The sequence below is a fragment of the Micromonospora sp. NPDC049204 genome (assembly GCF_040647935.1).
GTDB lineage: Bacteria > Actinomycetota > Actinomycetes > Mycobacteriales > Micromonosporaceae > Micromonospora.
In genome coordinates this window covers 144,542-168,031 of record NZ_JBEZDC010000003.1, presented here as the reverse complement: position 1 = coordinate 168,031, position 23,490 = coordinate 144,542, and the positions used below count along the sequence as shown (strand labels likewise).

Annotated in this window: 19 protein-coding genes and 1 pseudogene; 10 read left to right on the top strand and 10 right to left on the bottom strand. The window is 71.7% G+C overall.

The window, feature by feature from the left end:
* Positions 1–629 precede the first annotated feature (629 nt).
* The 5 genes from AB0A90_RS06880 (at position 630) to AB0A90_RS06860 (ending at position 6,720) form a co-directional block, all read left to right on the top strand.
* Positions 630–3,728 carry a BTAD domain-containing putative transcriptional regulator gene (locus tag AB0A90_RS06880; RefSeq protein ID WP_357242892.1) on the top strand — a complete coding sequence of 1,033 codons (3,099 nt, stop codon included), beginning with the start codon at positions 630–632 and terminating at the stop codon, positions 3,726–3,728.
* Positions 3,729–3,987: 259 nt separating this feature from the next.
* Complete coding sequence (moaC, locus tag AB0A90_RS06875) at positions 3,988–4,479, top strand: cyclic pyranopterin monophosphate synthase MoaC (protein WP_357242889.1); 492 nt, start codon at positions 3,988–3,990, stop codon at positions 4,477–4,479.
* Positions 4,476–4,946 carry a MogA/MoaB family molybdenum cofactor biosynthesis protein gene (locus AB0A90_RS06870; protein ID WP_357242886.1) on the top strand — a complete coding sequence of 157 codons (471 nt, stop codon included), beginning with the start codon at positions 4,476–4,478 and terminating at the stop codon, positions 4,944–4,946. Before moaC ends, AB0A90_RS06870 begins: the two co-directional genes overlap by 4 nt.
* Positions 4,947–5,038: 92 nt before the next feature.
* On the top strand, positions 5,039–6,295 hold the full coding sequence (locus AB0A90_RS06865; RefSeq protein ID WP_357242883.1) for a molybdopterin molybdotransferase MoeA: 1,257 nt from the start codon (positions 5,039–5,041) through the stop codon (positions 6,293–6,295).
* Entirely contained in the window at positions 6,292–6,720 is a 429-nt protein-coding gene (locus AB0A90_RS06860; RefSeq protein WP_357242880.1) for a molybdenum cofactor biosynthesis protein MoaE, read from the top strand. The genes AB0A90_RS06865 and AB0A90_RS06860 overlap by 4 nt, the downstream gene beginning before the upstream one ends.
* A gap of 4 nt (positions 6,721–6,724) precedes the next feature.
* On the opposite strand, the gene AB0A90_RS06855 is transcribed toward AB0A90_RS06860, so the two are convergent.
* Together AB0A90_RS06855 and AB0A90_RS06850 are read right to left on the bottom strand one after the other, a co-directional pair.
* Positions 6,725–8,191 (bottom strand): glycosyltransferase 87 family protein, encoded by a 1,467-nt coding sequence (locus AB0A90_RS06855; RefSeq protein WP_357242877.1) that lies wholly within the window; start codon positions 8,189–8,191, stop codon positions 6,725–6,727.
* Between the two features lie 215 nt (positions 8,192–8,406).
* A complete protein-coding gene (locus tag AB0A90_RS06850) occupies positions 8,407–8,952 on the bottom strand; it encodes a DoxX family protein (protein ID WP_357242874.1) in 546 nt (181 codons plus the stop codon).
* 133 nt (positions 8,953–9,085) lie between these two features.
* On the opposite strand from AB0A90_RS06850, the gene AB0A90_RS06845 reads away from it, so the two are divergent.
* Positions 9,086–9,634: an N-acetyltransferase gene (locus AB0A90_RS06845; RefSeq protein WP_357242871.1), complete on the top strand. Its 549-nt coding sequence runs from the start codon at positions 9,086–9,088 to the stop codon at positions 9,632–9,634.
* 25 nt (positions 9,635–9,659) lie between these two features.
* On the opposite strand, the gene AB0A90_RS06840 is transcribed toward AB0A90_RS06845, so the two are convergent.
* A complete protein-coding gene (locus AB0A90_RS06840) occupies positions 9,660–10,901 on the bottom strand; it encodes an ATP-binding protein (protein WP_357242868.1) in 1,242 nt (413 codons plus the stop codon).
* A 172-nt stretch (positions 10,902–11,073) separates the two neighbouring features.
* Positions 11,074–11,559 (bottom strand): annotated as a pseudogene (locus tag AB0A90_RS06835) (hypothetical protein); the annotation flags it as partial.
* A 412-nt stretch (positions 11,560–11,971) separates the two neighbouring features.
* Between AB0A90_RS06835 and AB0A90_RS06830 the strand changes: the two are divergent.
* Positions 11,972–12,976, top strand: a complete 1,005-nt coding sequence (locus AB0A90_RS06830) for an EamA family transporter (protein WP_357242864.1) — start codon at positions 11,972–11,974, stop codon at positions 12,974–12,976.
* 10 nt (positions 12,977–12,986) lie between these two features.
* A complete protein-coding gene (locus AB0A90_RS06825) occupies positions 12,987–13,640 on the top strand; it encodes a prepilin peptidase (protein ID WP_357242861.1) in 654 nt (217 codons plus the stop codon).
* A 114-nt stretch (positions 13,641–13,754) separates the two neighbouring features.
* Here the strand turns inward: AB0A90_RS06825 and AB0A90_RS06820 are convergent, their stop codons facing one another.
* From AB0A90_RS06820 to AB0A90_RS06800, 5 genes are all read right to left on the bottom strand, one after another.
* Positions 13,755–16,940 (bottom strand): UvrD-helicase domain-containing protein, encoded by a 3,186-nt coding sequence (locus AB0A90_RS06820; RefSeq protein WP_357242859.1) that lies wholly within the window; start codon positions 16,938–16,940, stop codon positions 13,755–13,757.
* Positions 16,941–17,001: 61 nt separating this feature from the next.
* Positions 17,002–18,249: a metallophosphoesterase gene (locus AB0A90_RS06815; protein WP_357242857.1), complete on the bottom strand. Its 1,248-nt coding sequence runs from the start codon at positions 18,247–18,249 to the stop codon at positions 17,002–17,004.
* A gap of 10 nt (positions 18,250–18,259) precedes the next feature.
* Entirely contained in the window at positions 18,260–18,508 is a 249-nt protein-coding gene (locus tag AB0A90_RS06810; protein WP_357242854.1) for a MoaD/ThiS family protein, read from the bottom strand.
* 3 nt (positions 18,509–18,511) lie between these two features.
* Complete coding sequence (moaA, locus tag AB0A90_RS06805; RefSeq protein ID WP_357242851.1) at positions 18,512–19,525, bottom strand: GTP 3',8-cyclase MoaA; 1,014 nt, start codon at positions 19,523–19,525, stop codon at positions 18,512–18,514.
* A complete protein-coding gene (locus tag AB0A90_RS06800) occupies positions 19,522–20,436 on the bottom strand; it encodes a fructosamine kinase family protein (protein WP_357242848.1) in 915 nt (304 codons plus the stop codon). Before AB0A90_RS06800 ends, moaA begins: the two co-directional genes overlap by 4 nt.
* Before the next feature lie 174 nt (positions 20,437–20,610).
* Here AB0A90_RS06800 and AB0A90_RS06795 point away from each other — a divergent pair, with 174 nt between their 5' ends.
* The gene (locus AB0A90_RS06795) at positions 20,611–21,657 is read left to right on the top strand and encodes a DUF4192 domain-containing protein (protein WP_357242844.1); all 1,047 of its coding nucleotides are present in this window, start codon (positions 20,611–20,613) and stop codon (positions 21,655–21,657) included.
* Between the two features lie 194 nt (positions 21,658–21,851).
* Entirely contained in the window at positions 21,852–22,559 is a 708-nt protein-coding gene (locus AB0A90_RS06790) for a GAP family protein (RefSeq protein WP_357244048.1), read from the top strand.
* Positions 22,560–22,562: 3 nt separating this feature from the next.
* Here the strand turns inward: AB0A90_RS06790 and fdhD are convergent, their stop codons facing one another.
* Positions 22,563–23,429, bottom strand: a complete 867-nt coding sequence (fdhD, locus tag AB0A90_RS06785; protein WP_357242841.1) for a formate dehydrogenase accessory sulfurtransferase FdhD — start codon at positions 23,427–23,429, stop codon at positions 22,563–22,565.
* Positions 23,430–23,490: the final 61 nt, after the last annotated feature.

Here is a 23,490-nt window from a genome sequence, read left to right as displayed (position 1 = left end):
CACCGTAGCGCACGACGAGAGGCCAGCGGCAGGCCCTCGGGTGCTCAGGTCCACTCGTTGCCGCGCATGACTGCCTCCCTGTAGATCAGGCATTAGTGGCAACTCGTGGATTAGCCATTAATGCACCGACTTGCTGACAGGGATAGCGTAGCGGAGATATGAGTGGTTAGCGCCCGTCATATGTCGCTATGCGCAACATTAGCCAACTGAACGATGGTTTGTAACGTTCTGTCCCCACTTGGGAGCGCACCGTTGACGTTCGCGGCTTCTCCCCAAGAGTTGTTGCTGGCTGTTGTGGGCCGAATGCGATGGGCTGAGCCTGCGTATTCTCTCAAGTCTGCCGGCTTCTGGCCCGTTGCATCATCTGCAGTTCGGCCAGCGGTAACCACCGGTTGGGCATCGCGTACGCCAGGAATGCCGGTCGGCGCAGGCAATGGTCGACCGCAGGGGTTGCAGCTCGTGCTCGGACAAGAAAGCTGCAACCTGCAACAGGCATGCCGTGCCGGCGGTCGGCGCCACTCGCCGCTTCCGTCGATGACCGCCCGACCCGTTGACATCGGCCCGTCACGTTCGGTGCCCGTAAGCTTCGTCCGTGATCGGCTGAATACCCCGCTGAAGCAGGGGGACGGATGGAGATTCAACTTCTGGGCGGCCTCTCGGTGCAACTGGCCGCTCGCACACTGCACCTCGGAACGCCTAAGCAGCAGGCCGTCCTTTCGATGCTCGCAGTCCAACCTGGGCAGTTGGTGACCGTTCACGACCTGGTTGATGAGTTGTGGCCCGATGGTCCGCCGCGTTCGGCGGTGGCGAATGTTCGTACCTATGCCGCCAATCTGCGGCGGACCTTCGAAGCGTTCGAAGGCGGTCGGGGTGTCATCGTTAGGCAGCAAACCGGTTACCGGCTCGTCCTGAGGCCGGAATGCATCGACGTGTTTCAGTTCGAATTGGAGCGCTCCGCCGGCCGGCAAGCCCTGATGATCGGCCACCTGGACCGCGCCTCGGAACTACTGGGGCGTGCCGTGGCGCGCTGGCAGGGGGCAATGCTCGCCGGTATTCCGCTCGGACCCGTGCTCAGCGCACGCGTGGCGGCGGCCGAAGAGGAGTGGCTGCTGGCCGTGGAGTTGCTCGCCGACGTACAGCTGAGATCGGGGCGGGATGACCTGGCGATTCCGATGCTGCGGGAGGTCATCGTCCGTCACCCCCTCCGGGAACCGGCATACGCCCTGCTCGTGCGTGCACTCTACGAGCGCGGCGATCACGCCGGCGCGCTCGTCACGTACGACGAGGTCCGGACGAGGCTGGCGGCTGAGCTCGGAGTCGTTCCTAGTTCTGACCTCCATACTCTCCACCGCACGATCGTGAGGGCGGGTCTGCCCCGGCGTTCGCCGATCGGCGGCGCAACCCGTCCGGCTGGTCGGGGTGCGCTCCCCGCCCCGAACACACCGCATGCGACGGGTGTCCTTGCCCTCGAGAAACCGCGTCGGCTCCACCCGGTAGATCATCTTCCTCGAGCGGTAACCGATTTCGTTGGTCGCGAGGACGTCATGTCGCGGCTGCTCGCCGAGACCCGTCGGGTCGAGGAGCGGGTTCCGGCGGTGCACGTCATCGACGGCATGCCGGGCAGTGGAAAGACGACCATGGCCGTACACCTGGCCCGCCGGCTGTCCGATCGATACCCGGACGCCGCGTTGTTCATCGACTTACGCGGGCACGACGAAAAGAACCGGGTAGAGGCGGCGAACGCTCTGGTCACGCTGCTTCGACAGCTTGAAGTGCCAGCTGTGCGCGTTCCGGTCGAGCTTGAGGCAAGGGTGGAACTGTGGCGACAAGAGCTGGCCCGTCGGCGGTCGGTGATAGTTCTCGACAACGCCGCGAGCAGCGAGCAGATAATGCCCCTGCTGCCGGCCGAGCCGACCACCGTCGTGCTGGTGACCTCGCGACGACGTCTGTTCCACCCGGATGTCGGAACGTCGCGGACGCTACCGCTCCTGAGCCCACAGGAGAGCATGGATCTCCTGAGCCTGAGCGTTGGCCGGGACCGGGTCGAGGCAGAGCCGGAGGCGGCCGCCGAGGTGGTCCGGCGGTGTGGTCACCTTCCCCTGGCGATTCGGCTGGCCGGTGCCAGACTGGCGCATCGGCGCGGCTGGCGGTTGGCGGAACTGGTCGAACAGTTGGCCGGCGATCCTCTGGTGCTGCACCACCTGGCTCAGGAGGAGAGCAGCGTCACCGGGGCCTTCGCCGCCTCCTACGAGCCTCTCCCGGGTTCGACCAAGCGGGTCTTCCGATTCCTGGGCCTGTATCCCGGTAACCGCTTCAGCCCCCCGGTGGTCGCCGCACTGACCGGTCTGACCCTGGCGGACGCGCACGCCGCGCTCGACGACCTCGTCGACCGCAACCTGGTGGAGGACCTGGACTCGACGCGGTATCGGCTGCACGACCTCATGCGCCAGTACTCCATCGAACTCTGCTCGCACGCCGATTCCTCCGACGACCGCCAACGCGGTCTGGCTCGACTGTTCGACTTCACGCTGGAGGCGGTTCTGAACGTCGCCGAGCTGCTTGAGCCCGAAGTGATCAGATCCCAGATCCCGAACAGCCCGTCCGCGCAGCGTGAGCTCGTCGAGGCCGTCGGAGAGCCGACGGCTGACTGGCTGGAGGCCGAGCGCACGGACCTGGTGACGATGGTGGTGTCGGCGCTCGAGTCAGGGTTCTACCGGCACTGCTGGCAATTGGCCCGTGGCCTCTGGCGATTCTGCTACATCCGCGGGTACTTCGAGGACATCATTCTGATCCACCGCCACGGGCTCCAGGCTGCGGAGACTGTCGGAGACGCTGACGCGCTGGCTCTCATGAACAACTACCTGGCCTCCGCCTACGTCCGTACCGGCAACAAGCAAGGGGCGCTCGATCACCTGACACGTTCGGTCGACCTTTCCCGCAACTCGCGGGACGTACTGAACTCCGCCCGGTACCGCGCGAACCTCGCCGCCGTCTACTGGTGGAGCGGCCACCTGTCCGAGTCGGTGGAGCTCGGCCTCGAGTGTCTGCGGGACAATGTCTACGCGAATGTCGGCGGCCCCTTCCTGCTGCCGAACCTCGGGTTGGCGCTGACGGCCCTCGGGCGTTACGAGGAAGCGTTGCGGATACACCGCCTGCACCTGGCCTGGGCCCGGACGAACTCCGACGAGTTCCACACGCTGAACGCACTAAGCCACATCGGCGGAGTGCGGGTTCGCATGGGTGATCTTCCACAGGGGATCCGGATCCTGATGGCTTCACTCGCGCTACGGGATCGCACCGGCCACCGGTACGCCGAGGCCGAGGTGCGCAACGACCTCGGGATCGCCTACCGCAGTCTGGGTCGTCTGATGGAGGCACAGCGGGAACACGAGCTGGCCCGGAACCTGTCGATCGGTTCGGGGGAACGCCACGTCGAGGCGGCTGCGCTGAACGAGCTCGGGCGCACCCTGCTGGCACAGGGGCGGGGTGACGAGGCGTTCGAGGCGCACCAGGAGGCGTTGCGGTTGGCCACCCGGATCGCACACCCGCACGAGCAGGGTCGAGCCCTCGCCGGGCTCGCCGAACACTTCGCCCGCACCGACCCGGCCGAGGCCCGCCGGCACTGGGAGCGGGCGTTGGCGATCTTCCGACGGATGGGCGTGCCGGAACGCTTCGAGGCCGAACGCCGCCTCTCCGAGTTGACCGTGACCCCGGTCGCGGAGCACTGACCAGCCCGAACGTCGCTTATCGATTTCTTATCGGCAGGCCCGGTAGCTTTTCCGCCGTATCGGCGAACGGGGGAGGTTCTGCCCGCGGGCAGAACCAGGTCGCCGAGACGTACCCGCCGTCAGGTCCCCCCAGCGACCTCGGCGGCGGGTCGGTGAGGAAGGAGTGGCGTCGACCGTTACGCCTTTGGCACCGGCGCGGCGGTCAGCGCGACGCCGCTCCTTCCAAGCGCCGTCGTACGGCACCGATAAGCTCACGGCCGTGACCGAACCCGCACAGCTCAGCCACGTCGACCGTGCTGGCGCGGCCCGCATGGTCGACGTCTCCGCCAAGGCGGTGACGGGCCGGCTGGCCGTCGCGGCCGGCCGTCTGCGGACCACGCCCGAGGTCATCGACCTGCTGCATCGTGACGGTCTACCCAAGGGGGACGCGCTGGCGGTCGGTCGGCTGGCCGGGATCATGGGGGCGAAGCGCACCCCCGACCTGATCCCGCTGTGCCACCCGATCGCCCTGCACGGCGTCACGGTCGACCTGCACCTGACCGCCGACACCGTGGAGATCACGGTCACCGCCCGCACGGCCGACCGGACGGGCGTGGAGATGGAGGCGCTGACCGCGGTTGCCGTCGCCGGTCTCGCTCTGATCGACATGGTCAAGGCGGTCGATCCGGCGGCCTCGGTGGAGGCGGTCCGGGTGTTGCGCAAGGAGGGCGGCAAGACCGGCGAGTGGGTCCGGCCGGAGGACCGACCGTGATCCGGGCCCGGGTGATCGTCGCGTCCAACCGGGCCGCGGCCGGTGTCTACGCCGACACCAGCGGGCCGCTGCTCGTGGGAGGCCTGCGCGAGCTGGGGTGCCAGGTCGACGAGCCGGTCGTGGTGCCCGATGGTGAGCCGGTCGGCACCGCCGTGCGGGCCGCCCACGCCGACGGTGTCGACGTGGTGCTGACCAGCGGTGGCACCGGAGTGACCCCGACGGATCGGACACCGGACGTCACCCGGGAGTTGTTGGATCACGAGATTCCTGGCATCGCCGAGGCGATCCGTGCGCACAGTCGCGAACGGGTGCCCACGTCGGTGCTGTCCCGGGGTCTGGCCGGGGTGGTCGGCCGGATGCTGGTGGTCAACCTGCCCGGCTCGACCGGCGGTGCCCGGGACGGCCTGGCCGTGCTCGGGCCGATCCTCGGGCACACCGTCGACCAGTTGCGCGGCGGCGACCACTGAGGCTGCCGCGGCGACCACCGAGGCTGCCGCGAACACCGGTCGGTCCACGCCACGCACCGACGGGTGTTGGTCCGGGCCGATAGGCTCGGCTGGTGAGCACGGAAACCGCACCCACCGCGGATCGGGTCACCGCACCTCCGCCCGCCGGCTGGGAGGAGGCGCGGTCGCGGGTCTACGCGGTCGGTCTGGCCGCCGCGCTGCCCGCCGTCGCCCGGCCACTTGCCGACATCGACGGGTCGACCCTGGCCGAGCCGTTGACCACCCGCACCGACCTGCCGGCCTTCCCCACGTCCAGCGTGGACGGCTGGGCGGTGCGCGGCACCGGTCCGTGGCGCGTCGTCGGCCGGGTGTTGGCCGGCAGCACCCCCGCGCCGCTCACCGGTGACGGCACGACCGTTGAGATCGCGACCGGGGCCATGGTGCCCGAGGGTGCCACCGCCGTGCTGCGCGTGGAGGAGTCCACGACCGTCGACGGTCTGGTCCACGGCACCCCCCGGCAGACGCCGGAGTGGCGCGAGCCGGGCGAGGAGGCGTACGCCGATGAGGAGCTGTTGCCGGTCGGCACGCCTGTCGATCCGGCGGTGATCGGCCTGGCCGCCTCCTGCGGGCACGACACGCTGCGGGTCCGGCGGGCGCCGCGTGCCGCGCTGCTGGTCTTCGGCGACGAGTTGCTGACCGCAGGACCACCCGCGGCCGGTCGGGTCCGCGACGCGCTGGGTCCTGCGGTGCCGGCGTGGCTGCGGCGCTACGGCTGCCAGGTCCGCCCGTCGGACGTGGTCGGCCCGGTGGCCGACACCCTGCCCGCGCACGTGGCGGCCCTGCGTTCGGCGCTGACAAGTGCCGACCTGGTCTGCACCACCGGTGGCACGATGAACGGCCCGGTCGACCACCTGCACCCGACCCTGGAAGCGCTCGGTGCCGACTACGTGGTCAACACGGTGGCGGTTCGCCCGGGTTTCCCGATGCTGCTGGCCCGGCTGGCCGGCCACGACGGGCGGATCCGGTTCGTGGCGGGGCTGCCGGGCAACCCCCAGTCCGCCATCGTCGCGCTGGTTTCGCTTGTCGCGCCGCTGCTCGCCGGCCTGCAGGGCCGCTCGATGCCGGTGTTGCCGCACGCCACGTTGGCCGAGGCGGTGCCCGGTCGCGGTGACCACACCCACCTGGCCCTGGTCCGGCTGGACCGGGAGGCCGGGACGGCGTACCCGGTGCGACACGTCGGTTCGGCGATGCTGCGTGGCCTGGCCGGCGCGGACGGGTTCGCCGTCATCCGGCCCGGCACCAGGGGCGAGCCGGGAGACCGGGTGCCGATCGTGCCGTTGCCACTACTTCCTGGGGAGCGTTCGTCATGACCGCGCCGACGATCACCTTCGGTGAGATCACCGACCAGCCACTCGACCTCGCCACCCACGAGGCGGCGGTTGCCGACCGCAGGGCCGGCGCCGTGGTCTCCTTCCAGGGCGTGGTCCGCGACCACGATCACGGCCGGCAGGTCACCAGCCTGGAGTACGAGGGGCACCCGAGTGCCGCGGAGGTGCTGCGCGAGGTGGCCGCCGAGATCGCCGCGGAGCCCGACGTGTACGCGGTGGCGGTCTCCCACCGGGTCGGCCCTCTGGCGATCGGTGACGTGGCGCTCGTCGCCGCGGTGAGCACCGCGCACCGGGCGGCGGCCTTCGCGGCCTGCGCCCGGCTCGTCGACCAGGCGAAGGCGCGCCTGCCGATCTGGAAGCGGCAGGTCTTCGCCGATGGCACCGAGGAATGGGTCAACTGCCCCTGACCGCTCAGCGGCGACTGTTGACCGCCGCTGTGCGGGCGAGCCGGTCGCCGTAGAACGCCGGCTCGGCACCGGGACGCCAGGGCAGTGCGGCGACCAGCACGATGAGCGCGAGCGCGAGCGAGTTTTCCATCAGGGCTCCGAAGAGACCGTCCTGGTAGTGCGACATCTCCGGCAGTTGGTGCTCGTACGGCCAGATCGGGGAGATCAGGAAGAGCAGGTAGAGCCCGATCGCGGCACCGCCGTGCCGGAGCCCGGTCAGCGTTGGATACCAGATCGGCGGGCGGAGCCCGTTGACCCCGGGCAACCCGCCGAACACGGCTCCCTGGCCGGCGCGCGAGGGCATCGTCCGGCTCGCCTCCCGGCGACGTACGGCGGCGTCGGCCAGCACGATGATCGCCGGGATCACCCAGACCAGGTGGTGCGTCCAGGAGATCGGGCTGATCACGTTCGCGGTGAGGCCGACAAGTGTGAACGCGGTCAACTCGTCACCGTCGGCGCGGGAGCTGGCCGCCCGGGACAGGCCCAGCGCCAGGATCAGCACCGAGAAGGCCAGCCAGAGCAGTCCGGGGGTCTCGATCGAGTCGTACAGGCGGGCGAGCAGGCCGGCGAGTGACTGGTTCGGCGTCATGTCCGCCGCACCGACCCGCTCGGTCTGCCAGAGCACGCTGCCGAAGTACGTCCGCGACTCGCCACCGACGATCCCGAAGGTCGCCACCGTCACGCCGATCGCGGTGCCGATCGCGGTGGCCGCCACCCGCCACTGACGGGTGATCAGCAGGTAGGCGATGAAGAGGGCCGGGGTGAGCTTGACCGCGGTGGCCAGGCCGATGCCGGCGCCGGCCCACGCTCCGCCGTAGAGGAAGCGCAGCAGGGGGCCGTCGGTCGCGGCGTAGTGGGTGCCCCGGCGGGAGCGCCAGCGCAGGCCGATCAGGTCAGCCATGATCAACGCGAACAGCAGGATGTTGACCTGGCCGTAGCCGAGAGTCTCCCGACCTGGCTCGATGGCGACCGCGAGCGGCACCGCCACGGCCACGGTGAACCACAGTGGCCACCCCAGCCGGTCCACGATGGGGCGGAGCAGCCCGGCCAGCACCAGCGCCAGCGCGGCGATGCTGGCGGCGGCGTTGACCATGCCGGCGGTGTCGATCGGAAGCTGCGCCATCGGCAGCATGACCAGCCCGGCGAACGGCGGGTAGGTGAAACCGAGGGTGGTGCCGGGCGCGATGAACTCGTAGAGCTCATGCCCGCTCGCCCACCACACCACGGCACCGTGGTAGATCTTCATGTCGAAGAAGTTGTACGGCCGCCCGAAAGCACCGATGGCGAGCCATGCGGCGTAGACGACGGCGGCCACGATGGCGCCCCGTACGACGTTCTTGCGATCGATCCGACGTGACACGCGGTCGATGCCGCGTGTCACGCGTTGGATTGGGGCGAGGCGGTCCGCCCGACTACCGACAGCCGTCGGCATGGCGTGGCCACCCCCATACCAAGGTCGTCCTACCCGTCCAGGTCCTGCACGGAGCCTAGAACGGCGCCTCACGTCAGTGCCTCCCGCGTTATGCGACCGTGTCCGATCCCACACATGTTTTTGACATTTCCACCGCGTTAACGCCTACCGGGTGGTTCAGGTAATTCGCGGCCTTAGCGGGGGGTGGGGGTGGCGCGGAGAGGCATCGATGCAGTTCAGCCGGGCAGTCGACGTGCGGTGGACGCGGATCGGACGGCGATCCGGGCTTCCCGTCGGGCGGTACGGACGGCGCGCTGCATGGAACGTCGAGAGTGGCCGATGCGATGGCCGGTCCGCCAGCGCAGACCCGGCTTGCCGCCGGTGTCGGCCGCGGCCAGCAGCAGACCGCCGAGGAGACCGAGGTTCTTGAGGGCGTGGATCTGGTTGTTGTTCTTGGCGATCGGATCGTCGTTGTTCCAGAAGGGATGACCGGCGATGGTCACCGGCACCAGCGTGCCGGCGAGGACCAGGGCGGCGGGTCGACTGAACCGCCCGGTGGCGAGCATCAGTCCGGCGCTGACCTGCACCGCCGCGTTGAGTCGGATCAACGTCTCGGTCTCGGTGGGGAAGCTCGGGTGCGCCTTCTTCAACAGCGGCGCGATCTTGTCGGTGACCGGCGCGGCGGCCTGCGCCAGCCGTGCCGGGTTGCGGATGTTGCGATACCCGCTGACCACGAAGATGCCGCTCAACATGGCGCGGGCGAGGGAGCGTACGGGCGTCATGGATCAGTCATACCCCCTCGCGACGTTTGCTACCCCGGCAACCGTCGGATCGGATCGGTGTTCATACACCTGCGCCACGCCGATTCGAGCGACCGTCACGGATGGACCGGCCTCGGCGGGTAACGTCGCGCGGGTGACCACGCTGCGGCTACGCCCCGAGGACCCGGCCGACGCCGGTCCGGTACGCCGCGTGCTGGCCACCGCCTTCGCCCGCCCCGACGTGGCGACGCCGCCGGAGGTGAGTCTGGTCGACGAGTTGCGCGGCACGGCCGCCTGGCTGCCGCGGCTGGCAATGATCGCCGAGTACGGCGGCGAGGTGGTCGGGTACGCGCTGCTCACCCGGGTGCGGGTGCGGCCGGATCAGGGCTCGGACGTGCCCGCCCTGGCGCTCGGTCCGGTGGCGGTCGCGCCACACCGACAGCGCGTCGGGCACGGCACGGCGGTCGTGCAGGCGGCCCTGGACGCGTCCACCGAGCTGGGTGAGCGGCTGGTCGTGGTCCTCGGCGACCCGGCCTTCTATCACCGGTTCGGGTTCAGCCCCGCGACGGAGCTGGGCCTGACCAGCCCGTGGGCCGGTCTCGGTGAGCCCTGGCAGGCGTTGGTGCTGCCGCCGTCGACGAGCGAGGAAGGCCCCCCGCCGCGCGGTGAGGTGCTCTTTCCGCCGCCCTGGTCGAAGGTCTGACGGGCGTCGTCACCTCGATCGGCGGTCAGGCCGGCTGGGTGCGCAGGTACCTGCCGAAGTGCGGCACCGTGAAGGCGACGGTGCCCCGCTCGCCGGAGTAGATCAGCCCCTTCTTGATCAGCGCGTCCCGCGCCGGGGAGAGGCTGGCGGGCTTGCGGCCGAGTGCCCGGGCGATCTCGGCCGTGGGCACCGCGGCGTCCATGTCGTCGCGGGTCACCGCCCCGGACTCGTCCCCGACCGCGGACATCATGGCCATCGCCCGCATGTACTCGCGTTCGGCGGGGGTGGCTCGCTCGAACCGGGAACCGAAGAAACCGACCGCCAGCTCGGCCTCCGCCTCGGGTGCGGCGACGCGCACGTCCGCAGCGGTGATCGGCGAGCGCGGCGCGTGGTCCCAGGTCGCCTTGCCGTACGCCTGGACGAAGTAGGGATAGCCACCGGACTTCTCGTAGAGCAGGTCGAGGGCCTTCTGCTCGTACTCGACGTCCTCGCGCTCGGCCGGCGCGCAGAGCGCCTGGTCGGCGGCGATCCGGTCGAGCCGGTCGATGCGCTGGTAGCGGAACAGCCGTTCGGAGTACGACTTGGCCGCGCTGAGCACCGCCGGCAGGTGCGGGAGGCCGGCGCCGACGACGATCAGCGGCGCGCCGAGTTGGGACAGCTCGTGGCAGGCCGCGCAGAGCGCCGACACGTCCTCCGGGCCGAGATCCTGCATCTCGTCGATGAAGATGGCGATGCCGGTCCCGACGTCACTGGCTACCGCGGCGGCGTCACTGAGCAACTCGACCAGGTCGATCTCGATGTCGCCGGAGTCGGCCCGGCCGCTCGCGGCTGGCACGTCGATGCCGGGTTGCCACCTGTCGCGCAGCTTCGGGGCGGCACCGGCCCGGCCGGTCGGGGCGGACCGTTGGGCGAACGCCTTGAGAACGCCGAGGAACGCGTCGATCCGGTCGGGCGCGCGGTGGCGGGGGGCCAGCTCCCGGACCGCCATGTGCAGCGCGGCGGCGACCGGACGGCGCAACGACTGATCCGGTCGTGCCTCGATCTTGCCGCTGCCCCAGAGATGGTTGATCGCCTGCGACCGGAGGGTGTTGAGCAGAACCGTCTTGCCGACGCCACGCAGCCCGGTGAGCATCAGGCTGCGTTCGGGGCGTCCCCGTGCGATGCGTTCGAGCACGATGTCGAAGACGTCCAGCTCCCGCCCCCGCCCGGCGAGTTCGGGCGGACGCTGGCCGGCGCCCGGCGCGTACGGGTTGCGGACCGGATCCACGCATCGCAGAGTATCGGGCCGTCTAGCTGCGAGGCTAGACATGGATAGATGGGGCTACCGGCGTGTCGGAATCGTCGACGAGAAACTAGGGCTGTCTAGCATGGACGCTAGACAGCCCTAGTTTTGGCAATCGGAGCTACCGCTGCCGCGGGAATTCCCGGGGTGGGTGGTCTTAGCGTTGCTTCAGGCAGAGGACGAAGTCGAGGGTGTCCAGCTCGCTGTCGAAGAAGTACCAGTTGGTGTAACCGGGGACCTTGTCGCACTTGGCCTCGGCATCGCGTTCGCCGCTGGTCGCGCCGTCGATCCGGCTCAACACCTCGTACGACTTCGCGGCGCACTCGGTGATCAGCAGCTTGGGCTTCCCGCCCGCCGCGGCGTCGTTGCGGACGCACTGACCCACCTTGGCGAACCGGGGATCGGCCGACGACTCCGGGGCCGGGGCGCTCGGCGCCGGCTCGGCCCCGTCAGCGTCCGCGCTGGGCTCCGCGGCGGTGGTCGAGTTGGCCGGTGCGGTCACCGGAGGCGGGTCGTCCTGCCCGCGAAGGAACCAGAACGCACCCCCGGCGGCCACCACCAGCAGCAGTACCACCGCCAGCACGGCGATCAGCGGCCCGCGACCGCGCCGGCCCGGTGCCGGTGGTGTGGGGTCCGGGCCGTACGGGGTCTCGTCGGGCCGGTACGGCTGCCGGTCGTACCCCGGATGAGCCCCGGTGGGCTGGTACGCGCCGCCGTAGGGTGCCCCGGGGGCACCGCCGTAGGGCGTACCCGGACCGCCTTCGTGGGGCGCGGTCGGTGGGCCGTACGGCCCGGGTCGTCCCAGGGGCGCCTGCGGGTACGGCGGACCCGGCGGCGGGTACGACGGGACCGCCGGCGGATAGGGCTCGGGCGCCGGCGGGTAGGGCTGCTGCACCGGCCGGCCCGGCGTCTCGTCCGGTCGCTGCCCGCGCCACGGTCCCGGGTTGCCGCCCCCGGGTGGTCCGTAGTTGGTCATGCCGCCCTCCTGCACAAGTGGTGAGTCCCGCCACCGGTACGCGACGCCGACTCCGACGTCACCGTAGCGTGGTCCACTGATGAGCTCACCTCCACCGAGCGCGGCAGGCGTCGCCGGCCGCCGCGCAAACGTCACGCCGACCCTGATCTGGACCGCGTTGATCGTGGTCTACCTGCTCTGGGGTTCCACCTACCTGGCCATTCGGATCGCCGTGGAGACGCTGCCGGCGCTGCTGTCGGCCGCACTGCGGTTCGCCGTCGCCGGCCTGATCCTGGCGGTGGTGCTGCGGGTGCGCCGAGGCCCCGGCGCACTGCGTGTGGACCTGCGGCAACTCGGCTCGGCGGCGTTGGTCGGGGTGCTCCTGCTCGCCGGCGGCAACGGCCTGGTGGTGCTCGCCGAATCCGGGCCGCCCGGAGTGGCGGTGCCGTCCGGGATCGCCGCGCTGCTGGTGGCGACCGTGCCACTGCTCGTGGTGCTGTTGCGCACCGGCACCGGGGACCGGCCGCCGATCTGGACGTTCGCCGGGGTCACCCTGGGCTTCGTCGGCTTGGTCCTGCTGGTGCTGCCCGCCGGCAGCGCGGACGCGGTGCCGCTGCTCGGGGCGTTGACAGTGGTCGTGGGGGCCGTCGCCTGGTCGGTCGGGTCGTTCCTGTCCGGCCGGATCCGGATGCCCGCCGACCCGTTCGTGGCCACGGTGTACGAGATGTTGGCCGGCGCGCTGGTGCTGGCCGTCGTCGCCGCCGGTCGGGGCGAGCTGGCCGACTTCCATCCTGCGGCGGTGAGCACCCGGTCCTGGCTGGCGCTGGGCTACCTCATGGTGGCCGGCTCGCTGGTGGCCTTCACCGCGTACGTCTGGCTGCTGCACAACGCGCCCATCTCGCTGGTGTCGACGTACGCCTACGTCAACCCGGCGGTCGCGGTCGCGCTCGGCGCGCTGCTGGTGGCCGAGCCGATCACCGCGCAGGTGCTGCTCGGCGGTGCGGTGATCGTCGCCGGCGTCGCTCTGGTGGTGAGCACCGAACGGCCGCGCCGGGTGGGCACGGGATCACGATCGGGGGACACGCTGGTGCGCGACCGCCAGTAACGTCCGGCCCATGTCGGCCGCCGCGCTGGTGTCGATCGCGCTGCTCGGCGCGCTGGTCGGCCTCGTCGTACCGCTGGTGTCGCGGCGCTTCGCCACGGCGGACGCCCGGCCGTGGGCGTTTCCAGGACCGCACCCGGTCCGACGGTCCTGGGTCGATCCGATGGTGGCGGCCAGCGTCTTCGTCGGCCTTGCCGTCGCTGTGGATGACGACCCGGCGCTGCCGGTCTTCCTCGGGGTCGCGGCGGTCGGTCTGGTGCTGGCGCGGGTAGACCTGGCCTGCCTGCGGTTGCCCGACCCGCTGGTCCTGGTCGCCGGATTGCTGGCCCTCGGCGGGCTGACCGCGGCGGCGCTGCTGTCCGGCACTCCTGGCCGGCTGCTCGGCGCGCTGGGAGGTGCGGCGGTCGCGGGCGCGGCGTACGTGCTGCTGGCCCTGCTGCCCGGCTCACGACTGGGCTTCGGGGACGTGAAACTCGCCGCCGTCCTCGGCCTGCCGCTCGGCTGGTTGGGTCGGGATGCCCTGCTCACCGGGCTGCTCCTGCCGCACGTGCTGCACGGCGCTCTGGTGCTCGGTCTCCTTGCCGCGCGGCGGGTCCGTCGGCACACCCTCCTGCCGCTCGGCCCGGCCCTGCTGGTGGGCGCCTGGCTAGCTGTGCTGCAAGCCTGACCGCCCCCGGCTTTGTCGATCTTGCAGTTTCTGCCGCGACACAAGGTGCATCCCACGCACAACGGCGACCGAAAGTGCAAGATCGACGGGGTGTGGGGTGTGCGGGACTGAGGGTCAGATCAGGCGGAGTTGGCGGTCCTTGGGGCGGCGGGGCTCGGCTTCGCCGAAACGTTCGAACAGGCCGGGGTCGATGCTGCCGAGGAAGGGTGAGGGGGCGCAGTCGCGTTCGGCGCCGTGGCGGGTGCGACGGGCGGCGTGACTGACGTACAGGCGGTCCTGGGCCCGGGTCAGGCCGACGAAGAAGAGCCGGCGCTCCTCGGCGACCGCGTCCTCGTCGGGCGTCGAGCCCGGCCAGCGCAGCGGCAGCAGCCCGTCCTCGACGCCGACCAGGAAGACCACCGGGAACTCCAGGCCCTTCGCGGCGTGCAGGGTGAGTAGCGTGACCGCCTCCGCGCGCGGGTCGAGCGCATCCACCTCCGCTCCGGTGGCCAACTGCGACAGGAACGCCTCCAGGTCGTCGCCGCAGCGCCGGGCCAGTGGGGTCAGCAGATCCACGGCCGAGCGGACGTCCTCCGGGCGGACCGCACCGGTGCCATCCAGGGTGGGCACCGCGAACCGCTCGGCGACCACCTGGCCCGCCAACCGCACCCGAGCGGCCAGTGAGCCGGCCAACCCGTCGGCGTGCCGCAGCTCACGGGCGATGGCCGCCACCCCGGGCCGGTCCCGCAGCCGGTCGTGGGACCGCTTCTGCACCGGGATGTTGGCCCGGGTCAGGGCGTCGACGATCGGCGCGGCCTGCGCGTCGGTGCGGTACAGCACGGCGATGTCGGAGAAGGACAGCGAGGTGGACCGGCCGTCGATCCGGCCCGAGTCCAGCGACCGGTGGGACAGCCCGCCGACCAGGTCGTCGACCGTCCGCACCACGAAGTCGGCTTCCTCGACGATCGACGACGCCGGAAAACGCCCCACCAGTGGGGCCTCCGGGTCGAGTCGGGCCGGGTCCAGTCGCCGGCCCCGAACCAGCGAGGACGGCGCGATGGCCTGCACGGCGGCGGCCAGGATCGGCGCGGACGAGCGGTAGTTGCGGTTGAGCCGCACCAACCGGGCGTCGGTGAAGTCCTCGGAGAAACGCAGGAAGTAGCCGACGTCGGCACCCCGGAACGAGTAGATCGCCTGGTCCGGGTCACCGATCGCGCAGAGGTTGCCGTCCGCCGGGCTGAGTAGCCGCAGCAGCTCGTACTGCGTCTCGTCCACGTCCTGGTACTCGTCGACGAAGATCCACCGCCAGCGGTCCCGGTAGCGTTCGACCAGCTTCCGGTCGGCTCGCAGCACCTCCACCGGCAGGCTCACCAGCTCGTCCAGGTCGACCAGGTCCTGCTTGCGCAACAGTGCCGTGTAGCTGGCGCTGTCGTCGCCCGCCGCGGCGCGAGCCGCTGCCCGCTCGGCGCCGTCGGCGATGCGGAAGTCGGCCGGCAGACCCGCCGCGTCCGCGTTCTCCCGCAGGATGGCCATCCCCAGCGCGTGGAACGTGCCCACGGTGACATCCTCGGCGACCGGACCGAGCAGGCCGTCGAGGCGGTGCCGCAGCTCCTCGGCGGCCCGGCGGGTGAACGTGATCGCGAGGCAGTGCTCGGGAAAGACGTTCAGTTCCGCGCAGAGGTACGCGATCCGGTGCGTGAGCGTCCTGGTCTTGCCGGTGCCCGGCCCGGCCACGATCAGCAGCGGCCCTCCCGGCGCGGAGGCAGCCACCCGCTGCATCGCGTCCAGCCGGTCCAGCAGGCCGGTGCCGACCTCCTCCATGCCGGAGAGCATCGGCTCGAACGGCTCGTGGGGGGACGGCGGCGACGCGATCGGCGGTGCGGGCGCCGGGACGGGCTTACGCTTCGGCTCCGCCTTCGCCGCCGGGCGCTTGGCCGTCGACCGGGCCGCCGGCTCCGGGGGTCGGCGCTGCGCCGGCACCGGTACGTCGAACAGCGTCTCCTGTGCCGGGCCCTCGCCGCCCAGCTCCGCCGGGTCGAAGAGCGTGATCACCCCGTACTCGCCGTCGTAGCCCGGCACCCGGCGCACGTCGCCTCGTCGCAGCCGCCCGATGCCCTCGGCGAGCAGCTCACCACCGGCCTGCGCGATGTCGGCGAGCGGCGTCGTGGTCAGGATCTCCAGCTCCGGCCCGAGCGCGGCGAGCAACTCGTTGAGTCGCCCCTCGACCTTCTTCGAGCGTGCGCCCACCTTGTTGATCTCACCGAGGATCTCGGCCAGCGGAACCAGGTGCGTGACGTCCCGGGCGTGTGCCGGCCGGTGCCCCGTCGGCCGGTCGGCCAGCTCCTCGATCCGGCTGAGGACGCCCACCGTGAGCGGCTTGCCGCACTCGGGGCAGCGCCCGTCGGCGGCCCGGGTGCGCTCCGGGGACCAGTTGACCCCACACAGCCGGTGCCCGTCCGCGTGGTACTTGCCCTCCTCCGGGAAGAACTCGATGGTGCCGGCCAGGCCGTCACCGGTCCGCAGCGCCTCCCGGACGGCGAAATAGTCCCGCTCGGCGGTCAGCACTGTCGCCTCCCGGCCCAGTGCCGGTGGCGAGTGCGCGTCCGAGTTGGACACCAGTTGGTAGCCGTCCAGGCTGCCGACCCGCCAGTTCATCGCCGGGTCGGAGGAGAGGCCGGTCTCCACGGCGAAGATGTGGTCGGCCAGATCGGCATAACAGTCCGCGATCGCGTCGAAGCCGGACTTCGAGCCCAGCGCGGAGAACCACGGCGTCCAGATGTGCGCCGGCACCAGGAAGCCGTCCGGGCTGGCCTCCAGGGTGATCTCCAGCAGGTCGCGGGAGTCCAGACCGAGGATCGGCCGGCCGTCCGAGCCGAGGTTGCCGATCCGACCGAGGGCGGTGTTGAACCGGGCCACCGCGTCCAGATCCGGCAGGTAGATCAGGTGGTGCACCTTGCGGGTCCGGTCGTCCCGCTTGTAGATCGTGGAGATCTCCACGCTGAGCATGAACCGGACCGGGTCCGCCTCCGCCGCGCCGGCGAGACGGGGCGGCAGCCGCCGGGCGATGTCCCGCTCCGCCTCGGCGTCGAGCCGGTACAGCCCCGGCTCCGCCGGGCGCAGGGTCTCCCGCAGGTGGTCGTACCAGGCGGGGTGGGTGAAGTCGCCGGTGCCGAGCAGACCGATGCCCTTACGACGCGCCCACCACCCGAGGTTCGGCAGCGTGAGGTCGCGGCTGCACGCGCGCGAGTATTTCGAGTGGATGTGCAGGTCCGCGACGAATGGCGAGAGGCCACCGGAGGGTACGGCACTGAACGGGGGCACGCCGCATCCTGTCACGCCCGCCGCGCCGGTCGCCGGCCGCCACGCGCGGACGTGACGTCCGCTATGCCGAGCGCAACTCCACGAGACTGATCTGCGGCTCCGCCCCGACCCGGACCGGCGGCCCCCAGAAGCCGGCGCCGTTCGTCACGTAGACCTTGGTGCCGTCGACCTCGCCGAGGCCACTGACCACCGGCTGCGCCAGCCGGACGACCAGGTTGAACGGCACCACCTGCCCACCGTGGGTGTGCCCGGACAGTTGCAGGTCGACGTCGTACCGGGCGGCCTCGACCGCTGCCAGCGGCTGGTGGGCGAGCAGCACCACCGGACGGCTCGGGTCGCGGTCGCCGAGAGCGGCGGCGAAGTCGGGCCCGGCGGCGAGGCCGCTGCCCCCGGTGGCGTCCAGGTCGTTCACGCCGGCCAGGTCGAGCACGCCGCCCCGGGCCCGGATCTCCTGCCGCTGGTTCTGCAGCACCCGCAGGCCGAGCCGGTCGACCTCCTGGACCCACTCCTCCACGCCGGAGTAGTACTCGTGGTTGCCGGTGACGAAGAAGCTGCCGTACCGGGAGCGCAGGTCACGCAGCGGCGCGGCGGCCGGGCCGAGTTCGGCGACCGAGCCGTCGACCAGGTCGCCGACCACCGCGACCAGGTCGGCGTCGAGCCGGTTGATCGCGGCGACGATCCGCTCGGTGTGTGCCCGGCCGCGCAGCGGACCGAGGTGGATGTCGGAGACGGTAGCGATGCGCAGGCCGTCCATGCTGCGGGGGAGCTTGGCGAGGGGGATCTGCACCCGGTCGAGGCGGGGCGGGCCGAGGGCGGTTCGCACGCCGTACCCGGTGATGCCCGTTGCGGTGAGGCCGGCGAAGATGGCCGCCCCACGGGCCAGCAGCAGCCGGCGGGCCGGGTCGTGGTCCGGGGCCGTGACGGCGTCGGCCGCGGGCGGCTCGGGCGGCCCGGCGGCGCCGACGAGCACCGGCTCGGGCGCGGCGGTGGTCGGCTCGGCGGTGGCGAGCCGGCGGCGCAGCACGAGACGGGTGACGAACATCGGCACTTCGAGGACGGCGAGCACCACGAGCAGGTAGAACATCAGGGCGAGCCAGAGGTAGCCCGGCCAGGCGAGCCAGTAGAGCCCGGCCTGCGTCCCGATGAGGGTGGCCGGCACGAGCAGCGCCAGCACCAGGGCGGCGATCCCACCGACCCGCCGCCAACGGCCCGGGTTGGTGGTGTCCCGAACGAGCCGCTTCCACAGGTAGAGGTGGATGAGCCCGGTGGTCAGCGCCAGGACGCCCACGAATCCCAGAACCGCCAACATGTGCGCCTCCTCAGCCGCCCGCGAACGGGGGCAGAACGTCGATCGTGGCCCCGGCCGGCAGGGGTGCTTCACGATCATGACAGGTGACGCCATCGACCAGGAAACTCGCCGCTCGCAGCACGGCGGCGACGCGATCGCCGTGTCGCCGCACCAGCTCGGCGGTGAGGTCGTCGAGCGACCGGCCGGCGGGCAGGACCTCCTCGGCGTGCCCGACAGCGGCGCGGGCACCCGCGAAGTAGCGGACGGTCAGTGGGGTCACGCCTCAGCCCCCGATCGCGGACATCGGCCGGGTCGGTTGAAGGAAGGTCGGGTCGTCGATGCCGTGCCCGGCGCGCTTGCCCCGCATCGCGACGCGCCAGCGTCGGGCCAACTCGTCGTCGTCCGCGCCGGTGCGCAGCGCCGCGCGCAGGTCGGACTCCTCGGTGGCGAAGAGGCAGGCGCGGACCTGGCCGTCCGCCGTCAGCCGGGTGCGGTCGCAGTCGCCGCAGAAGGGTCGGGTGACGCTGGCGATCACGCCAACCCGGGCGGGACCCCCGTCGACGAGCCAGGTCTCGGCCGGTGCCGCGCCGCGCTCGGTCGGGTCGGGGCTGAGATCGAAGACGGTACGCAGAGAGGCCAGGATCTCCTCGGCGGTGACCATGGTGTCGCGGTCCCAGCCGTGCTGAGCGTCCAACGGCATCTGCTCGATGATCCGCAACTGGTAGTCGTGATCGACGGCGAAGCGGAGCAGGGCGGGCGCCTCGTCCTCGTTGACACCGCGCATCAGCACAGAATTGATCTTCACGGGTTTGAGCCCGGCGGCGGCCGCCCCGGCGAGCCCGGCCAGCACCGCGTCGAGGCGGGGACGGCGGGTGAGGCGGGTGAACCGGTCCGGGTCCAGGGTGTCCAGTGAGACGTTCACCCGATCCAGGCCGGCCGTGCCCAGCGCCGGGGCCAGCCGGTCGAGCCCGATGCCGTTGGTGGTCAGCGAGACCCGGGGGCGGGGGCGCAGGGCGGCCACCGCGGCCACGATGCCGACCAGGCCGGGCCGGATCAGCGGCTCGCCGCCGGTGAACCGCACCTCGGTCACACCGAGCCGCTCGACGGCCACCCGGACCAGCCGGACGATCTCCTCGTCGGTCAGCAGATCCGGGCCGGACAGCCAGGGCAGCCCTTCCGCAGGCATGCAGTAGGTGCAGCGCAGGTTGCACTTGTCGGTGAGGGACACGCGCAGGTCACGGGCGACGCGGCCGTACCGGTCGACGAGGACGCCATCGGTCCCCGGGGCGGCGCTCACCTGTCGACCGTAGCGCGTTCGACCCGAACGGGGACGGCGCGGGCGGCCTGAAGGACCGCGTCTCGGTAGCCGCCGCCGAAGAGCGCGGTGTGCACGAGCAGCAGATGCAGTTGATGCAGCGGCACCCGCTCGCGCCACCCGTCCGGCAGCGGCCAACTCTCTTGATAGGCGGCCAGCATCCGGTCCAGGTAGGGGATGCCGCCGAAGAGAGCGAGCTGGGCCAGATCCGTCTCCCGATGCCCGCCGTGCGCCGCCGGGTCGATCAGCCAGGCCCGGTCGGCGGCGCCCCAGAGCACGTTGCCCGGCCACAGGTCGCCGTGGACGCGCGCCGGTGGCTCGTCGCCGCCGAGCCCGTCAAGCCGATCGATCACCTGCTCGACCAGGGTGGCGTCGGCGTTGGTCAGCGCGCCACCGTCGACCGAGCGTCGCAGGTAGGGGACGAGGCGTCGCTCGGCGAACCACGTCGACCACGGCCCGTCGGTGGGGGTGTTGTCCTGGGGGAGCGACCCGATGAACCCCGGCCAGGCCGCACCGAAGGTGGGTGCGCCCGCCCGGTGCAGGTCGGCCAACTCCCGGCCGAAGCGGTCCGCGGCCTCCGGCGTCGGCTCGCCGGGCTCCACCCAGTCGAGCGCGAGCAGGCCCGGCAATGCCACGATCACCTCGGGTACGCCGATCGCCCCGGCCTCCCGCAGCCAGCGCAGCCCGGCCGCCTCGGCGGCGAAGAAGCCCTCCGGCGCCTGCCGGCCGGCCCCCTCGGGCCAGGACTTGGCGAAGACGGAGTGGCCGTCGTCGAGGGTGAGGCGGGCGGCGGCGCAGATGTGCCCACCGGCGACCGGCGTCTCCCGGATCCGCTGGTGGGTCCGGAAGGTCGGCAGGTGTGCCGGGTGCGCGCGCAGGTACGCCAGGTCCATCAGCGCACGGTAACCGCTCCCTGTGACGCCACGGTGCCGCCCGAGGAGATCGGGCCTCTTTCGGCACTCGTGGATAAGCGGTGAGCAGCATAAACACGTTCAGTAACTGTGGATAAACCGCGTGTCATCCACAGGGGCTGTTGAGGCCGGGCAGAGCCGCCGCAGGCTTCCGACATGACCTCGACCGACCGCCCCCAGCTCGCCGTCCGCTCGCCCGCCGACCTGATCGCCGCAGTGCCGTACCTGCTCGGCTTCCATCCCACCGACAGCGTGGTCGCGGTGGCGTTGCGCGGGCGGCAGATCATCTTCGCCGCTCGCGCGGACCTCCCCGACCCGTCGGCTGATCTGGTCGAGCGGGCCCGGCACCTGGTCGGCGTGATCAGTCGGCAGGGCGCGGAGGCCGCCACCGTGGTCGGTTACGGACCACCCGATCGGGTGACGCCGACCGTGGACGCGGTGCGCGCCGCACTGACCGCCGCCGGGTTGGAGGTGCTCGACGCGCTGCGGGTGACCGAGGGCCGGTGGTGGTCCTACCTCTGCACCGAGCCCGACTGCTGCCCGCCCGAGGGCCGGCGTTACGACCCGTCCGCCAACCCGGTGACCGCCTCGGCGGTCTTCGCCGGCCAGGTCGCGCTCCCCGACCGGGCCGCCCTCGTGGCGCAGGTGGCACCGGTGGACGGCCCGGCCCGGGACGCGCTACGGGCCGCCACCGCCCGCGCCGAGCTGCGCCTGGCCGAGCTGCTGGAGCAGGCGCCGTCGAGCGACCTGCTCGGCAGCCGGACGGCGTGCGCCGCCGGGGTCGCGGCGGTCCGCGAGGCCCAGCGTCGGCAGCGCCGCGGTGAGCGGCTCGACGACGACGAGGTGGCCTGGTTGAGCCTGCTGATGGTCCACCTGCCGATCCGCGATCACGCCTGGGAACGCACCGACGGTCGGGACCGGGACATCGCCCTCTGGACCGACGTGCTGCGCCGGGCCGAGCCGAAGCTGGCCGCCGCGCCCGGCACGCTGCTGGCGTTCGCGGCCTGGCGCGCCGGCCAGGGGGCGTTGGCGGCGGTGGCGCTGGAGCGCACGCTGAGCCAGCACCCGGACTACACGCTCGCCGTGCTGCTGGACGACATGCTCCGGCGTGGCGTGCCCCCGTCCGAGCTGGACGGCTGGCCGTCGGTCGGAATGCCAGGGGTCGTCCGTCCGCGCAAGCGGAGGCGACGTGGCCGCCGCTGACGAGCCAGCCTCCGGTCGCCGTCGCTTTCCTCTCGGCTTCCTGAAAGTCGGGGTATCACCGCTACCCGGACACCCCGGTATCAACAAAACCGAGTCGATCAACGGTCCGCGCGCATGACCTCCGTCGAACGATGTACGCGTTTCTCCTGATCGCGGCCGACTCGGCGGGGCGGGCGCCGGTCGACAATGATCGAGTGACCCCCGAACTGCTGCTCTCGCTGGCCGGGCTGGCGTTGATCGACAGCACCAGCATCGGCACCCTCTTCATCCCGATCTGGCTGCTGCTCGCCCCCGGGCCGGTCAACGCCCGGCGGATCCTGGGCTACCTCGCCACCATCGCGGCGTTCTACCTCGCGGTGGGGCTGCTGCTGGTGTGGGGCGGCAGCAGGTTGGCGGACGCGCTGGGCGGTGCCCTGGACAACCGGGCTGTGCTCTGGGCGCAACTCGTCCTGGGCGTGGCGATGCTGGCGCTCAGCTTTCGCTACGACGGCAAACGGCGTCCCCGTGGCGGTGGTGTGCTGCGGTGGCGGGACCGGGCCACCGCCGGCGACTCCTCGGCCCGCTGGCTGGCCGGGCTCGCGTTGCTCGCCGCGCTCGCCGAGGTGGCGACCATGCTTCCGTACCTCGGTGCCGTGGGTCTGTTGGCCACCTCGGGGGTCGGCGCGGTGGCCGTGGTGGCGCTGCTCGCCGGATACTGCCTGGTCATGGTGTTGCCGGCGGTGGTGTTGCTGGCTGCCAGGGTGGCCCGTCCGGCTCTGGTCGAGCCGGTGCTGGCCCGCCTGAACGCCTGGATCGTCGCGAAGGCTGGCGGCGCGTTGGGCTGGATCCTCGGCATCGCCGGCTTCCTGATCGCCCGCGACGCCGCCGCGCGGCTGGAGCTGATCGACCTGATCGGTCGCTGAGCGTCAGGCCGGCTGTTCCAGTGTGATCCGGTGCGGCCCGGTGTAGACGTTCATGGTCCGGCCGCGCAGGAAACCGACGAGCGTCATCCCCGCCTCGTCGGCCAGTTCGGCGGCGAGCGTGCTCGGTGCGGACACCGCGGCCAGCAGCGGCAACCCGGCCATCCACGCCTTCTGGGTCAGCTCGAAGCTGGCCCGGCCGGAGACCAGCAGCAGGTGCCCGGCCAGTGGCAGCCGACGTTCGCGCACCGCCCAGCCGATCACCTTGTCCACCGCGTTGTGCCGGCCCACGTCCTCCCGCAGCACCACCAGCTCTCCGTCGGGGGTGAACAGACCGGCCGCGTGCAGCCCGCCGGTCCGGTCGAAACCACGCTGGGCGGCACGCAGTCGGTCGGGCAGTTCGGCGAGGAGCGCGGCCGGCACGCTGAGCGGATCGGCGGCGACCGGGAACAGGGACCGGGTGCGGATGGCGTCGATGCTGGCCTTGCCGCAGACGCCGCAGGAACTTGTCGTGTAGAAGTTCCGGGACGGGTCGGCGGTCGGTTCCGGCACGCCCGGGGCGAGGGTCACGTCCACCACGTTGTACGTGTTCGGTGTCTCCGCGCCAGCACAGAGCTGCGCGGTCAACACGTCGTCGGTCGACCGGATCAACCCCTCGGTCAGCAGGAACCCGATGGCCAGATCGAGGTCGTCACCGGGGGTACGCATGGTCACGGCGAGGGGCTTTCGCCGGCCGGGGCCGGCCGCGCCGACCCGGATCTCCAGCGGTTCCTCCACCGCGAGTGTGTCCTGTCGACGAATGGACCCGCGCCCGACGGTCGCCGCGTCCAGGTCGATCCGAAGTACGCCCCGCCGATCTGTTGCCCGTCCCATCCCGTCATCCTCCACCTCCCGCCGGCACGCCCGCACGGCCACCGGGTAGCCGGCACCCGGG

Bases quoted from the DNA above. Each gene is read 5' to 3' on its own strand.
- AB0A90_RS06815 (WP_357242857.1), bottom strand. From the start codon at position 18,249: ATGTTGGCGGTTCTGGGATTCGTGGGCGTCCTGGCGCTGACCACCGGG.
- AB0A90_RS06825 (WP_357242861.1), top strand. From the start codon at position 12,987: ATGTCGGCCGCCGCGCTGGTGTCGATCGCGCTGCTCGGCGCGCTGGTC.
- AB0A90_RS06830 (WP_357242864.1), top strand. From the start codon at position 11,972: ATGAGCTCACCTCCACCGAGCGCGGCAGGCGTCGCCGGCCGCCGCGCA.
- AB0A90_RS06860 (WP_357242880.1), top strand. From the start codon at position 6,292: ATGACCGCGCCGACGATCACCTTCGGTGAGATCACCGACCAGCCACTC.
- AB0A90_RS06850 (WP_357242874.1), bottom strand. From the start codon at position 8,952: ATGACGCCCGTACGCTCCCTCGCCCGCGCCATGTTGAGCGGCATCTTC.
- AB0A90_RS06795 (WP_357242844.1), top strand. From the start codon at position 20,611: ATGACCTCGACCGACCGCCCCCAGCTCGCCGTCCGCTCGCCCGCCGAC.
- AB0A90_RS06855 (WP_357242877.1), bottom strand. From the start codon at position 8,191: ATGCCGACGGCTGTCGGTAGTCGGGCGGACCGCCTCGCCCCAATCCAA.
- AB0A90_RS06800 (WP_357242848.1), bottom strand. From the start codon at position 20,436: ATGGACCTGGCGTACCTGCGCGCGCACCCGGCACACCTGCCGACCTTC.
- AB0A90_RS06880 (WP_357242892.1), top strand. From the start codon at position 630: ATGGAGATTCAACTTCTGGGCGGCCTCTCGGTGCAACTGGCCGCTCGC.
- fdhD (WP_357242841.1), bottom strand. From the start codon at position 23,429: ATGGGACGGGCAACAGATCGGCGGGGCGTACTTCGGATCGACCTGGAC.